The sequence below is a fragment of the Streptococcus oralis subsp. oralis genome (assembly GCF_002096455.1).
Classification (GTDB): Bacteria; Bacillota; Bacilli; order Lactobacillales; family Streptococcaceae; genus Streptococcus; species Streptococcus oralis_CY.
Map to the genome: position 1 here is coordinate 203,130 of NZ_NCUL01000008.1, position 14,358 is coordinate 217,487.

Genomic DNA, 14,358 nt, shown 5'->3' on the forward strand with positions numbered 1-14,358 from the left:
CTTGAAACTGAACACGAGCTAAAAGCTGCGAGAAAAAGAGTAACTTCCTTTGTATCTGATGATACAGCAGAAAGTTTCCTATTTTCTCTTAGCCTTTAACGCTCTTTGTATCTTAGAAAGGATTTGAACCCGTCCTGTAATCGTCGGAAAATAGATAGCCTTCCTTGGAGCTCGGCTCCATCGTCAAGCTCCTAATTTTCATTCCGATTACGGGCGGACTTGGTATCATGATTATGGCAACTTATGAAACCTTTGCGGCTGTTTATGATGCGGTCATGGATGACAGTTTATACGATAAATGGACGGATTTTTCCCTCCGTCATTTGCCAAAGACCAAGGAGAGAAAGAAACTCTTGGAATTGGCTTGTGGAACAGGTATCCAGTCTGTCCGCTTTTCTCAAGCTGGTTTTGATGTGACAGGACTTGACTTGAGCGCTGATATGCTGAAGATTGCGGAGAAAAGAGCTACTTCAGCCAAGCAAAAGATTGATTTTATCGAAGGTAATATGCTGGATTTATCCAAGGCTGGTAAGTACGACTTTGTTACGTGTTACTCGGACTCTATCTGCTACATGCAGGATGAGGTGGAGGTAGGGGACGTCTTTAAGGAAGTGTATAATGCCCTCAATGAAGACGGAGTATTCATCTTTGATGTGCATTCGACCTACCAGACAGATGAGGTTTTTCCAGGCTATTCCTACCATGAAAATGCGGAAGATTTTGCCATGCTTTGGGATACCTATGAGGACGAAGCTCCTCACTCCATCGTGCATGAGTTGACCTTCTTTCTCAAGGAAGCGGACGGTTCCTTTAGTCGCCACGATGAAGTGCATGAGGAGCGGACTTATGAGGTTTTAACCTATGATATTTTGCTGGAACAAGCTGGCTTCAAGTCTTTCAAACTCTATGCGGACTTTGAGGACAAGGAACCAACAGAAACTAGCACCCGTTGGTTTTTTGTCGCGCAGAAGTAGGAGATTTCTATGACCATCACAGGTATTATCGCGGAGTTCAATCCTTTTCATAATGGGCACAAATACCTGCTTGAGCAGGCGGAGGGACTGAAAATCGTTGCCATGTCTGGGAATTTCATGCAGCGTGGAGAACCTGCTATCGTGGACAAGTGGACACGGGCTCAGATGGCGCTTGAAAATGGAGCGGATCTGGTAGTGGAATTGCCCTTTTTAGTCAGTGTTCAGGCAGCTGATTTCTTCGGTCAAGGAGCTGTGGATATCTTGGCTCGCTTGGGCATTGATAGCCTCGCTTTTGGGACGGAGGAAGTTCTGGATTACCAAAAAATATCTGACTTATACACAGAGCAAGGTGCTGAGATGGAGAAATTTGTGGAAAATCTGCCTGATGCTCTCTCTTATCCTCAGAAAACCCAAACCATGTGGAAGGAATTTGCAGGTCTGGATTTTTCTGGCAAGACGCCCAATCATGTTCTAGCTTTGGCCTATGCCAAGGCGGTTGCGGGACGTAGAATCAAACTCCATCCGATTCAGCGTCAAGGAGCTGGCTATCATTCTGTGGACAAGGAAGTGGACTTTGCCTCGGCGACAGCTCTCCGTCAGCATCAATCAGATAAAGATTTCTTAGAACGCTTTATGCCTTCTGTTGACCTCTTTGAGCAAGCCAGTAAGGTGAGCTGGGACGACTATTTTCCCTTGCTCCGCTATCAAATTTTGTCAAATCCAGATTTAACAATGATCTATCAGGTCAATCAAGAAATGGCTGTGCGTATTAAGGAAACTATTAAAACAGCTCAGTCTGTTGACGAATTGGTCGAGGCGGTTGCGACCAAGCGTTATACCAAGGCGCGTGTCAGACGCCTCTTGACCTATATTCTGGTGCAGGCCAGAGAAAGCGACTTGCCAGAAGCCATCCATGTCCTTGGATTTACCGAAAAAGGCAGACAACACCTCAAGTCTCTGAAAGAGCAGGTCCATCTAGTCAGCCGAATTGGCAAAGAACCTTGGGATGCTATGACTCAAAAGGCAGACCAGATTTACCAACTAGGATACCCAAGCATCGCAGAGCAGAATTTTGGCAGAGTCCCGATTAGAATAGAAACAAACTAAGTCTACTGAAAGGTAGGCTTTTTTAGAATATTTTCGAATAAATAGATAGAAAAGAAAAATCTTGTACAAGTTCCTGACAATTTCTTTCTTTTTGTGTATAATAGTGGAAAAGAGGTAAAATGAGGTATGGTTATGGAAGCAGTTCTTTATTCAACATTCCGAAATCATTTAAAGGACTACATGAAGAAGGTAAATGATGAATTTGAGCCTTTGACGGTGGTCAATAAAAATCCAGATGAGGATATTGTAGTCCTTTCAAAGAGCGAGTGGGATAGTATTCAGGAAACCCTGAGAATCGCTCAAAATAAGGAACTTTCTGACAAGGTCTTGCGAGGAATGGCTCAAGTTCGTGCTGGAAGCACTCAGGTGCATGTGATTGAGGAGTGAGGAATGCTGCTCAAATTTACAGAAGATGCCTGGGCGGATTATTGCTATTGGCAAAACCAAGATAAGAAAACATTAAAAAGGATCAATAAATTAATCAAGGATATTCAACGCGATCCTTTTGTAGGAATGGGGAAACCAGAACCACTCAAGTATGACTATCAAGGAGCTTGGTCGCGGCGCATTGATGCAGAAAATCGCTTGATTTATATAATAGATGGAGATAGCGTGGCTTTCTTGTCCTTCAAAGATCATTACTAAGTCTACTGAAAGGTAGGCTTTTTTGCTTCGTTTTTCGTGGAAATTTAAATTTTTAAAGATTCTTAATTTTACTTGAAAATCTAAGGGATTTCTTCAAAAATTCACACAAAACTCTTCAATTTGGGTTTGTGAAAATCGGTTTTTTATGATAGAATATTAAGGAATGTATGTCATTCGATAAACAAATTTAATGAGGTAAAAACATGGAAATCATGACACTTGCGATTGCTGTTTTTGCCGTCATCATTGGTTTAGTCATTGGATATGTCAGCATCTCAGCTAAGATGAAATCATCTCAAGAGGCTGCAGAGTTGATGCTTCTAAATGCTGAACAAGAAGCAACTAATTTACGAGGACAAGCTGAGCGCGAAGCGGATTTATTGTTAAATGAAGCCAAGAGCGAAAGCAAGTCTCTTAAAAAAGAAGCACTATTGGAGGCCAAAGAGGAAGCCAGAAAATACCGTGAAGAAGTGGACGCTGAATTTAAGTCAGAACGTCAGGAGCTCAAGCAAATTGAAAGTCGTTTGACGGAGAGAGCTACGAGCCTTGACCGTAAGGACGACAATTTGACGAACAAAGAAAAAACACTTGAACAAAAAGAACAAAGTATTTCTGATAGAGCAAAAAACCTTGATGCACGTGAAGAGCAATTAGAGGAAGTCGAAAGACAAAAAGAAGCTGAACTTGAACGTATCGGTTCCCTTTCCCAAACTGAGGCTCGAGATATTATCTTGGCTCAGACAGAGGAAAACTTGACCAAGGAAATTGCTAGCCGCATTCGTGAGGCTGAGCAAGAAGTCAAGGAACGTTCAGACAAGATTGCGAAAGATATCTTGGTTCAGGCTATGCAGCGTATCGCTGGTGACTATGTAGCAGAGTCAACAAACTCAACAGTTCACCTACCAGATGATACCATGAAGGGACGCATTATCGGACGCGAAGGTCGAAATATTCGTACCTTTGAAAGTTTGACAGGGGTCGATGTGATTATCGACGATACACCGGAAGTGGTGACCTTGTCAGGATTTGATCCGATTCGTCGTGAAATTGCTCGTATGACTATGGAAATGTTGCTCAAAGATGGCCGTATCCACCCAGCTCGTATCGAGGAGTTGGTTGAGAAAAACCGTCAAGAGATTGACAATAAAATCCGTGAATATGGTGAGGCTGCTGCTTACGAGATTGGTGCGCCAAACCTTCATCCAGACTTGATGAAGATCATGGGACGCTTGCAGTTCCGTACTTCATATGGACAAAATGTCTTGCGTCATTCGATTGAAGTTGCTAAGTTATCTGGTATCATCGCGAGTGAACTTGGTGAAAATGCAGCTCTTGCCCGTCGTGCTGGATTCCTTCATGACATCGGAAAAGCTATTGACCGCGAGGTTGAAGGTAGCCACGTTGAGATTGGTACGGAGTTGGCTCGTAAGTACAAGGAACACCCAGTTGTGGTGAATACCATTGCTAGCCACCACGGCGATGTCGAAGCCGAAAGCGTCATTGCAGTGATCGTTGCTGCAGCAGATGCCTTGAGTGCAGCGCGTCCAGGTGCTCGTAGTGAATCTCTTGAAAGCTATATCAAGCGTCTCCATGACTTGGAAGAAATCGCCAATGGCTTTGAAGGGGTGCAAAATAGCTTTGCCCTTCAAGCAGGACGTGAAATCCGTATCATGGTTAATCCAGGACAAATCAAAGACGACAAAGTCACAATCTTGGCTCACAAAGTTCGTGAGAAAATTGAAAACAATCTCGATTACCCAGGAAATATCAAGGTAACCGTGATCCGCGAACTTCGTGCAGTAGATTATGCTAAATAAATAAGAAAGAGCAGTTGAAATATTACTGCTTTTTTGTTACACTAGATAGAAAGACTGTAGAAGGATAACTGACGTGATCATCAGTATCCGAGAGAAATTTCACTTTATTTCACAGACTAACTAAAGGAGACATAATGGCAGACCGAGGCTTGCTAATCGTTTTTTCTGGTCCTTCAGGAGTTGGGAAAGGAACGGTTAGAAGAGAGATTTTTGAGAGTTCTGATAATCAATTTCAATACTCTGTATCGATGACGACGCGCGCGCAACGTCCTGGTGAAGTGGACGGAGTGGACTATTTCTTCCGTACTCGTGAAGAGTTTGAAGAGCTAATCCGTCAAGGTCAGATGTTGGAATATGCAGAATATGTCGGTAACTATTATGGAACTCCTCTGACCTATGTCAATGAAACTCTGGACAAGGGAATCGATGTCTTTCTTGAGATTGAAGTCCAAGGAGCCCTTCAGGTTAAGAAAAAGGTTCCAGATGCTGTCTTTATCTTCCTAACACCACCAGATTTGGATGAATTGCAAGATCGTTTGATAGGTCGTGGAACAGATAGCGCTGAAGTGATTGCCCAACGAATCGAAAAAGCCAAGGAAGAAATTGCCCTCATGCGTGAGTATGATTATGCCATTGTCAACGATCAGGTGCCCCTCGCTGCTGAACGTGTCAAGCGTGTGATCGAAGCAGAACACTTCCGTGTGGACCGTGTTATTGGTCACTACCAGGAGATGTTGCCAAAATCTCCAACTACTCGATAAACTATAGGAAACAGGTACAAGCAAATGATGTTAAAACCCTCTATTGATACCTTGCTGGACAAGGTACCATCAAAATATTCACTCGTAATCTTGGAAGCAAAACGTGCCCACGAACTAGAAGCAGGCGCACCAGCGACTCAAGAGTTTAAGTCTGAAAAATCAACTCTTCGCGCCTTGGAAGAAATCGAGTCAGGAAACGTTACGATTCACCCAGATCCAGAAGGAAAACGTGAAGCAGTTCGTCTCCGTATCGAAGAAGAAAAACGCCGAAAAGAAGAAGAAGAAAAGAAAATCAAAGAGCAAATCGCTAAAGAAAAAGAAGATGGTGAAAAAATTTAAGGTTGGGGGGACTCAATCTTATTTTTTCTATTGCAAGAATGTACTGACAAGAAGGAGGTGAGAAAATGGCTATCGCAAAAATTATCGTGGATGTTCCCCTGATGCAGACGGATCAGCCCTATAGTTATAAGGTCCCTGAGGAATTTGTAGACATGCTGGAAGCCGGTATGCGGGTCCATGTCCCCTTCGGTAAGGGCAATCGTTTGATCCAAGGAATTGTGCTAGGCTTGGAGTCCCAGTCAGATGAAGAAGTGACAGATCAGGACTTGAAAGAGATTGCAGAGGTGCTGGACTTTTCTCCAGTCTTGACCCAGGAGCAACTATGGCTGGCTGAGGAGCTACGTAAGTCCGTCTTTTCCTACAAAATCTCCATTCTAAAAGCCATGCTTCCAGGATTTTTAAACTCCAGTTATGATAAGATTCTCTATCCTCTGGAAGGTCTGAGTCAGGATGACCGAGAGCGCTTGTTTGGTTCAGAAAATTCGCTAGCCTTTTCTTCCCTAGATTTAGGCAAGCAGGCAGAAATGATGCGCTTGACTAGAAAAGGTCTGCTCCGCATAGAGTATCAGGCAGTCGATCAGAAGAAGGTCAAGACCCAGTCTTGGTATGAGGTTGATGCTACTCGACTAGAGCAGATTGAGATTTCTACGCGTGCTAAGAAAAAGGCAGAGCTGAGAGACTATTTACTGGCTCATCCGGAAAGTGCTCCTCTGGCTAGCTTATTAGAGTCTTATTCGCGGGAGCAAATCAACTTCTTTGTGGAACAAGGAGCTCTAACCCTAGTACAAAAGGAAGTGCAACGTTCAGCTGCTTATTTTGAAGGCATTGAAGCAAGTAGACCTTTGGAGCTGAACCCAGAGCAAAGACAGGCGCGTGATGCCGTTGTCAGTGCTATTGGCAGTCAGCAACCTCCTTTCCTCCTTCAAGGGATTACAGGAAGTGGGAAAACAGAGGTTTACTTACAGATCATCCAAGGAGCCTTGGACAAGGGCAAGACGGCTATTTTGCTGGTACCTGAGATTTCTCTGACGCCACAAATGACGGAGCGGTTCATTGCTCGTTTCGGCGAGAAAGTAGCCATCCTTCACTCAGGCTTGTCTAATGGTGAAAAGTACGATGAATGGCGCAAGGTCGAGCGTGGAGATGCTCAAGTTGTTGTTGGCGCTCGATCAGCCATCTTTGCACCTATAAAAAATCTAGGTGTCATCATTATCGATGAAGAGCATGAAGCTAGTTACAAACAAGACAGCAATCCGCGTTATCATGCTAGAGAGGTCGCCATTCTACGGGCCCAGTACAATCAAGCGGCCCTGGTCCTTGGTTCAGCGACACCGAGCTTAGAGAGCCGTGCGCGGGCTGGAAAAGGTGTCTATCAACACTTACGTCTAACCCAACGGGCCAATCCTTTAGCCACTATTCCTGAGGTTCAAGTGATTGACTTTCGGGACTATATCGGGCAGAATGAGACATCAAACTTTTCCCCTCCTTTGCTAGAGGCCATTCAAGATCGCCTGGATAAAAAAGAGCAGGTAGTCCTCATGCTCAACCGTCGGGGTTATTCTAGCTTTGTTATGTGTCGGGAGTGTGGAACGGTAGATAGCTGTCCCAACTGTGATATTTCTCTGACTCTCCACATGGATACCAAGACCATGAACTGCCATTACTGTGGCTTTTCTAAGGGAATTCCTCATGTCTGTCCCAACTGTCAGAGTCGCAGCATTCGCTACTACGGGACGGGGACTCAGAAAGCCTACGATGAACTGGCAGAACTCTTTCCTCAGGCCCGCATTCTACGGATGGATGTGGATACGACCCGCAAGAAAGGTAGTCACCAAGCTCTTCTTGACCAGTTTGGCCGAGGGGAAGCAGATATCTTGCTAGGAACGCAGATGATTGCCAAGGGCTTGGATTTTCCAAATGTAACCCTAGTAGGAGTGCTCAATGCGGACACGGCCTTGAATCTACCTGATTTTCGTTCTTCTGAGAGAACTTTCCAACTCTTAACTCAGGTGGCAGGCCGTGCAGGACGTGCGGAAAAAGCTGGGCAGGTCTTGATCCAGTCTTACAATCCTGATCACTATGCCATTCGTTTTGCCAAGGAACAGGACTATGAAGGTTTTTATGCTTATGAAATGAGTATCAGGCGCCAACTCGGCTATCCGCCTTATTATTTCACTATTGGGATTACCCTCTCTCACAAGAAAGAAGAAGAGGTTGTCAAACGTGCCTATGAAGTTATGGGAATTTTGCGATCAGGTTTATCGGAAACTAGTAAAATCCTTGGACCAACGCCAAAACCAATCGCCCGTACCCACAACCTTTATCATTACCAGATTTTGATTAAATATCGTTTAGAAGATGAGCTGGGTCCAACCCTCAATCAGGTCTTGGCCTTGACTCAAGAACGTGAAAATAGCGAGCTTCGTCTCAGCATTGACCACGAACCGCAGCAATTTTTATAAGAAGGAGAAGAAATGACAAAACTAATCTTTATGGGGACACCTGATTTTTCAGCGACAGTTTTGAAGGGGTTGTTATCAGACGACCGTTACGAGATCCTAGCTGTTGTGACCCAGCCAGACCGCGCTGTCGGCCGTAAAAAAGTGATCCAAGAAACCCCAGTCAAGCAGGCCGCCAAAGAAGCGGGCCTTCCTATCTACCAACCTGAAAAATTATCTGGAAGCTTAGAGCTGGAAGCTATTATGAATTTAGGAGCGGATGGGATTGTGACCGCTGCTTTTGGGCAGTTTCTCCCAAGCAAACTTCTTGATAGCATGGACTTTGCGGTCAATGTTCACGCCTCCCTTCTTCCCAAACACCGTGGTGGAGCTCCCATTCATTATGCCCTGATTCAAGGGGATGAGGAAGCAGGTGTGACCATTATGGAAATGGTGAAGGAAATGGATGCAGGAGATATGATTTCTCGTCGCAGTATTCCCATCTCAGATGAGGACAATGTCGGCACCTTGTTTGAAAAATTAGCGATTGTTGGTCGTGACTTGCTTTTGGACACCCTTCCTGGTTATATTGCTGGGGAGATCAAACCTGAACCACAAGATCCTAGTCAAGTTACTTTCTCGCCAAATATCAAGCCAGAGGAAGAGAAACTGGATTGGACTAAAACCAATCGCCAACTCTTTAACCAAATCCGAGGGATGAATCCTTGGCCTGTAGCCCATACTTTCCTTAAGGGTGACCGCTTTAAGATCTATGAAGCCCTACCAGTAGAAGGTCAGGGAAATTCAGGTGAGATCCTCTCAATTGGTAAAAAGGAATTGATCGTTGCAACGGCTGAAGGAGCTCTATCTCTCAAGCAAGTGCAGCCAGCAGGTAAGCCTAAGATGGACATTGCTTCCTTCCTCAACGGTGTTGGACGCACATTGACAGTAGGAGAACGATTTGGTGACTAAAGTAGAAACGGCTAGAAGTCTAGCTCTAGCAGTGCTAGAGGATGTTCTAGTCAACCAAGCATATTCGAATATTGCTTTAAACAAACACCTCAAGGTGAGTCAACTCTCAGTAGCAGATAAGGGTTTGGTGACAGAGATTGTCTACGGTACGGTAGCCCGAAAACTGACTCTGGAATGGTACCTGTCCCACTTTATTCAAGACCGGGATAAGCTAGATAACTGGCTCTATATCCTGCTCCTTCTGAGCGCCTACCAACTTCGGTATCTGGATAAGATTCCTAATCACGCTGTAGTCAATGAAGCGGTAGAGCTAGCCAAAACCCGTAAAAAAGGCAGTGAAAAATTGGTCAACGCTGTTCTTCGTCGTATCTTGCGAGAAGGGTGGCCAGATATTGCAACTATCAAACGCAAAAACAAGCGTGATTCCATTGCCTATTCTCTCCCAGTTTGGCTAGTGTCTAAGCTCAAGGAAGAATACGGTGAAGAGCGAGCCCAAGCCATCTTTGAAAGTCTCTTGGTGCGCAACAAAGCCAGTATTCGGGTGACTGACTTGAGTCGAAAAGAGGAAATACAAGCCTTGTTGGAGGCAACTGATTCCCCTTTGGCGGCCACTGGTTTGGTCAAGGAGCAGGGACACTTTGCGGGACATGATTTGTTTTCAGAGGGTGCTATTACCATCCAAGACGAGTCCAGTCAATTGGTTGCTCCCACTCTTGATCTGCAAGGCGATGAGCAGGTCCTGGATGCCTGTGCCGCTCCGGGTGGAAAAACAGCCCATATGGCTTCTTACCTCACATCTGGTAAGGTGACGGCTTTGGATCTTTATGACCATAAGTTGGACTTGATCCAAGAAAATGCGGAGCGTTTAGGTGTGGCAGATCAAGTGCAAACGCAAAAATTGGATGCCAGAAAGGTGCATGAGTTTTTTGAAAAGGACTCTTTTGATAAGATTTTGGTAGATGCTCCCTGTTCTGGGATTGGACTCTTGCGTCGTAAACCAGACATCAAATACAATAAAGAAACAGCAGATTTCACCTCCTTACAGGAAATTCAGCTGGAAATATTAGGTAGTGTTTGTCAAACGCTACGAAAAGGTGGTATAATAACTTATAGTACCTGTACTATTGTCTCTGAGGAGAACTTTCAAGTCGTTGAGGCGTTTTTAGAAAGTCATCCCGAGTTCGAGCAGGTTAAACTAGAACACGAATGTAAAGATATCCTGAAAGATGGCTGCATCCTGATTACTCCAGAATTGTATGGAAGTGATGGATTCTTTATCAGCCAATTTCGCAAGATATCAGAATAGGAAGGAACTGACACAATGGAAATAGCATTATTAACAGATGTTGGTCAGAAACGGACAAATAATCAGGACTATGTCAATCACTTTGTCAACCGAGCAGGACGCACTATGATCATCTTGGCTGACGGGATGGGGGGACACCGTGCAGGAAATATCGCTAGTGAGATGGCGGTAACAGACCTTGGTGTGGCTTGGGTGGATACCCAAATCGACTCAGTCAATGAAGTTCGTGAGTGGTTTGCCCACTACCTAGAGATTGAAAATCAAAAAATTCATCAACTAGGTCAGGACGAAGCCTACAGAGGCATGGGAACAACGCTAGAAGCTGTTGCGTTTATTGACAACCAAGCCATCTATGCTCACATTGGAGATTCTCGTATCGGTTTGATTCGTGGAGAAGAATACCACCAGTTGACGAGTGACCATTCCTTGGTCAACGAATTGCTCAAGGCTGGTCAATTGACTCCAGAAGAAGCAGAAACTCACCCTCAAAAGAATATCATCACCCAGTCTATCGGACAAAAAGATGAAATCCAGCCAGATTTTGGGATGATTACACTGGAGTCAGGAGATTATCTCTTGCTCAATAGTGATGGTTTGACCAATATGATTTCGGCAAGTGAGATTTATGATATCGTAACCAGCGATATTTCCCTAGCAGACAAGGCGGCAACCCTTATTCGTTTTGCTAACAATGCAGGAGGTTTAGACAACATTACGGTTGCCCTTGTTTACATGAACGAGGAGGCAGCAGAATGATCCAAATCGGCAAGATTTTTGCCGGGCGGTATCGGATTGTCAAGCAGATTGGTCGAGGAGGCATGGCAGATGTTTACTTGGCCAAGGATTTGATCCTAGACGGGGAAGAAGTGGCAGTGAAGGTCCTGAGGACCAACTACCAGACGGACCCGATTGCTGTGGCACGTTTCCAACGTGAAGCGAGAGCCATGGCGGATCTGGACCATCCTCATATCGTTCGGATAACAGATATTGGTGAGGAAGACGGTCAACAGTACCTAGCTATGGAATACGTAGCAGGCCTTGACCTCAAGCGTTATATCAAAGAACACTATCCTCTTTCAAATGAAGAAGCAGTTCGGATTATGGGGCAAATCCTCTTGGCCATGCGCTTAGCCCATACTCGAGGAATTGTTCACCGGGATTTGAAACCTCAAAATATCCTCTTGACACCTGACGGCACAGCTAAGGTCACGGACTTTGGGATTGCTGTAGCCTTTGCGGAGACTAGTCTGACCCAGACCAACTCAATGTTAGGCTCTGTTCATTATTTGTCACCTGAACAAGCGCGTGGTTCTAAAGCGACTTTCCAGAGTGATATCTATGCAATGGGGATTATCTTCTATGAGATGCTGACGGGACATATCCCTTACGATGGGGATAGCGCGGTTACGATTGCCCTCCAGCATTTCCAGAAACCACTTCCGTCCGTCATAGCTGAAAATCCATCTGTCCCTCAGGCTTTAGAAAATGTTGTCATCAAGGCAACTGCTAAGAAGCTGTCAGATCGTTATCAGTCTGTTTCGGAAATGTATGTGGACTTGTCAACTAGCTTGTCTTATAATCGTCGCAATGAACCGAAGCTGGTCTTTGATGATGCGAGTAAGGCAGACACTAAGACTTTACCTAAAGTTCCACAAAGTACACTGACATCGATTCCTAAAGCTTCGGCGCAGGAAGAACGCCCTCAGCCAAAGAAACCAACTCAACCAGTGGCAGAGCCGGCTCCAGCGCCAAAGCCAGCCAAGAAACGGAAGTTTAAGGCTCGCTATATGATTCTTTTAGCTAGTCTTCTATTGGTTGCGGCCTCTTTAATCTGGATTTTATCTAGAACACCTGCAACGATTCCGATTCCTGATGTGGCTGGACAAACCGTTGCAGAGGCCAAAGAAGCACTCAAAAAATCCAAGTTTGAAGCTGGTGAAGAAAAGTCAGAGGCCAGTGATACTGTAGCAGAAGGCCGCGTTATTCGAACGGATCCAGAAGCTGGTAGTGGCCGAAAAGAAGGAACCAAGGTCAATTTGATTGTTTCTTCTGGTAAGCAATCCTTCCAATTGAGTAATTACGTCGGACGCAAGTATACGGATGTTGTAGCCGAACTCAAGGAGAAGAAGGTTCCTGAAAATCTAATCAAGATGGAAGAGGAAGAATCCAGCGAAAGTGAACCTGGAACCATCCTTAGACAGACTCCTGCTTCGGGTTCGACTTATGATCTCTCAAAAGCTACTACGATTACCTTAACAGTGGCTAAGAAGGTGACTAGTGTCAGCATGCCGAACTACGTCGGTTCAAGCCTCGAGTTTACAAAGAATAACCTGACTCAGATTGTCGGTGTGAAGGAAGCAAATATTGAGATTGTAGAAGTATCGACTGCTCCTGAAGGAACGGCAGAAGGAACTGTTGTAAGTCAAACGCCAAGAGCAGGAGAACTGGTTGATCTTGCAAGTACGCGTATCAAACTTTCCATCTACAAACCAAAAACACCACCGTCAACTTCATCCTCTAATCCTGGCCAACGTGGGAACCAGGGTTCTCCTACAAGTCCAAACCAGGGGAACCAACAAGGAAATCAACAAGGGAACACTCCTTCTAGCAGTTCATCCAATAATGAAGGATCTCACGAAAGTTCTCGAGATTAAACGAATCTTTGTCATGATTTCATGACAAAGATTTTTTTTCACAAGATTTTGTGATAAAATATAGGAAGTAGAAAAAAGGAGGAGAAAATGGACGAATCGAGAGAGTTGAATGCCGTCATTGATGTGATTATGCTAGCAGGAACCATTCTCCTGAAAAGTGGCTCAGAGATTCATCGGGTTGAGGATACGATGATCCGTATTGCCCATTCGCAGGGAATAATGGATTGCAATGTTCTTGCCATGCCTGCAGCTATTTTCTTTTCTATTGAAAACACCAATATTTCTCGGATGAAACGAGTGACCTCATCTTCTTATAACATTGAAAAAGTTTGTGATGTCAACCAAGTATCACGGGAGCTTGTGGGCGGGCAGATTGATCTCTCGACAGCCTTTAAAAAGCTCAAAGAAATTAGTAATCAAGCCCTTCCTTATACCAAGTTCCAAGTGACTGTAGCAGCGACCCTCAGTGCCCCTTTCTTCTCGATTATGTTTGGGGGCAACGTTTATGATGCTTTTGGTGCGGCTATTGCGACCTTATTTGGATTTGCCTTCTCTCTCTACGTAGAGAAGTTTGTCCGCATTCCTTTTGTAACGGCCTTTGCGGGTGCCTTTGTTTTCGGATTGATTGCCCAGTTCTGGGCCCGCTATACAGGATTTCCTTCGACGGCAGACCTGATTATAGCAGGAGCGGTCATGCCCTTTGTTCCAGGGATTGCTCTGACAAATGCAGTTCGGGATATCATGACCAACCATATCAACTCTGGTATGAGCAAGATGTTTGAATCTTTGCTCATTACCCTCGCTTTAGGGGCTGGCACCTCTGTCGCCCTGGTTTTGATGACATAAGATGACTCTAACAAGTATTTTACTCCAAGCAGTGGCGAGTTTACTCGCCATTATCACCTTTCTAATCGTACTGAATGTTCAACGCTCCATGCTCCTACCTGGTGGTATTTTGGGAATGGGCGTTTGGCTCCTCTATCTCGTGCTCAAAGAACCAACCAATGTTATTATCGCGACCTTTATCGCAGCAGTAATTGGCTCTTGCATCAGTCAGATTTTAAGTATTGTCTATAAGACACCAGCGGTGGTCTTTGTCTTGGCTATTCTTGCCCCCTTGGTGCCAGGTTATTTATCCTATCGAACGACAGCTTTCTTTGTGACAGGCGATTACAGCCATGCTATTGCCAGCGCGACTTTGGTAGTCATGTTAGCCCTTGTTATTTCTATTGGAATGGCAAGTGGAACGGTAATTCTAAAGCTTTATTACTACATCCGAAAACAACGAGGAATCTCTTCCTAATGCAGTCAAAGCAAAGACTTGATTTGTTGAATCAAGTCTTTT

The 14,358-nt window shown here is 44.7% G+C and carries 14 protein-coding genes; all 14 read left to right on the forward strand.

Annotated features, from left to right (window positions below):
* Positions 1–233 precede the first annotated feature (233 nt).
* The 14 genes from B7720_RS05490 (at position 234) to B7720_RS05555 (ending at position 14,316) form a co-directional block, all read left to right on the forward strand.
* The gene (locus tag B7720_RS05490) at positions 234–974 is read left to right on the forward strand and encodes a class I SAM-dependent DNA methyltransferase (RefSeq protein ID WP_000257059.1); all 741 of its coding nucleotides are present in this window, start codon (positions 234–236) and stop codon (positions 972–974) included.
* A gap of 9 nt (positions 975–983) precedes the next feature.
* Positions 984–2,081: a nucleotidyltransferase gene (locus B7720_RS05495; RefSeq protein ID WP_084856930.1), complete on the forward strand. Its 1,098-nt coding sequence runs from the start codon at positions 984–986 to the stop codon at positions 2,079–2,081.
* 132 nt (positions 2,082–2,213) lie between these two features.
* Entirely contained in the window at positions 2,214–2,468 is a 255-nt protein-coding gene (locus tag B7720_RS05500) for a type II toxin-antitoxin system Phd/YefM family antitoxin (RefSeq protein WP_000388572.1), read from the forward strand.
* Positions 2,469–2,471: 3 nt separating this feature from the next.
* Positions 2,472–2,726 (forward strand): Txe/YoeB family addiction module toxin, encoded by a 255-nt coding sequence (locus tag B7720_RS05505; protein WP_000924722.1) that lies wholly within the window; start codon positions 2,472–2,474, stop codon positions 2,724–2,726.
* A gap of 203 nt (positions 2,727–2,929) precedes the next feature.
* Positions 2,930–4,543, forward strand: a complete 1,614-nt coding sequence (locus B7720_RS05510; RefSeq protein ID WP_000404959.1) for a ribonuclease Y — start codon at positions 2,930–2,932, stop codon at positions 4,541–4,543.
* A gap of 134 nt (positions 4,544–4,677) precedes the next feature.
* Positions 4,678–5,304, forward strand: coding sequence for a guanylate kinase (gene gmk / locus B7720_RS05515; protein WP_049519335.1), 627 nt, complete (start codon positions 4,678–4,680; stop codon positions 5,302–5,304).
* Positions 5,305–5,328: 24 nt separating this feature from the next.
* Positions 5,329–5,643 carry a DNA-directed RNA polymerase subunit omega gene (gene rpoZ / locus B7720_RS05520; RefSeq protein ID WP_002874282.1) on the forward strand — a complete coding sequence of 105 codons (315 nt, stop codon included), beginning with the start codon at positions 5,329–5,331 and terminating at the stop codon, positions 5,641–5,643.
* A gap of 65 nt (positions 5,644–5,708) precedes the next feature.
* Positions 5,709–8,105 carry a primosomal protein N' gene (locus B7720_RS05525; protein WP_084856933.1) on the forward strand — a complete coding sequence of 799 codons (2,397 nt, stop codon included), beginning with the start codon at positions 5,709–5,711 and terminating at the stop codon, positions 8,103–8,105.
* A gap of 12 nt (positions 8,106–8,117) precedes the next feature.
* A complete protein-coding gene (fmt, locus tag B7720_RS05530) occupies positions 8,118–9,053 on the forward strand; it encodes a methionyl-tRNA formyltransferase (protein ID WP_084856935.1) in 936 nt (311 codons plus the stop codon).
* Positions 9,046–10,359, forward strand: a complete 1,314-nt coding sequence (rsmB, locus tag B7720_RS05535; protein ID WP_162281770.1) for a 16S rRNA (cytosine(967)-C(5))-methyltransferase RsmB — start codon at positions 9,046–9,048, stop codon at positions 10,357–10,359. The genes fmt and rsmB overlap by 8 nt, the downstream gene beginning before the upstream one ends.
* Before the next feature lie 15 nt (positions 10,360–10,374).
* Entirely contained in the window at positions 10,375–11,115 is a 741-nt protein-coding gene (locus B7720_RS05540; RefSeq protein ID WP_000401527.1) for a Stp1/IreP family PP2C-type Ser/Thr phosphatase, read from the forward strand.
* Positions 11,112–13,013, forward strand: coding sequence for a Stk1 family PASTA domain-containing Ser/Thr kinase (gene pknB, locus B7720_RS05545; RefSeq protein WP_084856939.1), 1,902 nt, complete (start codon positions 11,112–11,114; stop codon positions 13,011–13,013). The genes B7720_RS05540 and pknB overlap by 4 nt, the downstream gene beginning before the upstream one ends.
* An 87-nt stretch (positions 13,014–13,100) precedes the next feature.
* Complete coding sequence (locus B7720_RS05550; protein WP_084856941.1) at positions 13,101–13,859, forward strand: threonine/serine exporter family protein; 759 nt, start codon at positions 13,101–13,103, stop codon at positions 13,857–13,859.
* Position 13,860: 1 nt separating this feature from the next.
* On the forward strand, positions 13,861–14,316 hold the full coding sequence (locus B7720_RS05555) for a threonine/serine exporter family protein (RefSeq protein ID WP_000176902.1): 456 nt from the start codon (positions 13,861–13,863) through the stop codon (positions 14,314–14,316).
* Positions 14,317–14,358: the final 42 nt, after the last annotated feature.

Coding starts and splice junctions, on each gene's coding strand:
- B7720_RS05490 (WP_000257059.1), top strand. CDS start 234: ATGGCAACTTATGAAACCTTTGCGGCTGTTTATGATGCGGTCATGGAT.
- B7720_RS05495 (WP_084856930.1), top strand. CDS start 984: ATGACCATCACAGGTATTATCGCGGAGTTCAATCCTTTTCATAATGGG.
- B7720_RS05500 (WP_000388572.1), top strand. CDS start 2,214: ATGGAAGCAGTTCTTTATTCAACATTCCGAAATCATTTAAAGGACTAC.
- B7720_RS05505 (WP_000924722.1), top strand. CDS start 2,472: ATGCTGCTCAAATTTACAGAAGATGCCTGGGCGGATTATTGCTATTGG.
- B7720_RS05510 (WP_000404959.1), top strand. CDS start 2,930: ATGGAAATCATGACACTTGCGATTGCTGTTTTTGCCGTCATCATTGGT.
- gmk (WP_049519335.1), top strand. CDS start 4,678: ATGGCAGACCGAGGCTTGCTAATCGTTTTTTCTGGTCCTTCAGGAGTT.
- rpoZ (WP_002874282.1), top strand. CDS start 5,329: ATGATGTTAAAACCCTCTATTGATACCTTGCTGGACAAGGTACCATCA.
- B7720_RS05525 (WP_084856933.1), top strand. CDS start 5,709: ATGGCTATCGCAAAAATTATCGTGGATGTTCCCCTGATGCAGACGGAT.
- fmt (WP_084856935.1), top strand. CDS start 8,118: ATGACAAAACTAATCTTTATGGGGACACCTGATTTTTCAGCGACAGTT.
- B7720_RS05540 (WP_000401527.1), top strand. CDS start 10,375: ATGGAAATAGCATTATTAACAGATGTTGGTCAGAAACGGACAAATAAT.
- pknB (WP_084856939.1), top strand. CDS start 11,112: ATGATCCAAATCGGCAAGATTTTTGCCGGGCGGTATCGGATTGTCAAG.
- B7720_RS05550 (WP_084856941.1), top strand. CDS start 13,101: ATGGACGAATCGAGAGAGTTGAATGCCGTCATTGATGTGATTATGCTA.
- B7720_RS05555 (WP_000176902.1), top strand. CDS start 13,861: ATGACTCTAACAAGTATTTTACTCCAAGCAGTGGCGAGTTTACTCGCC.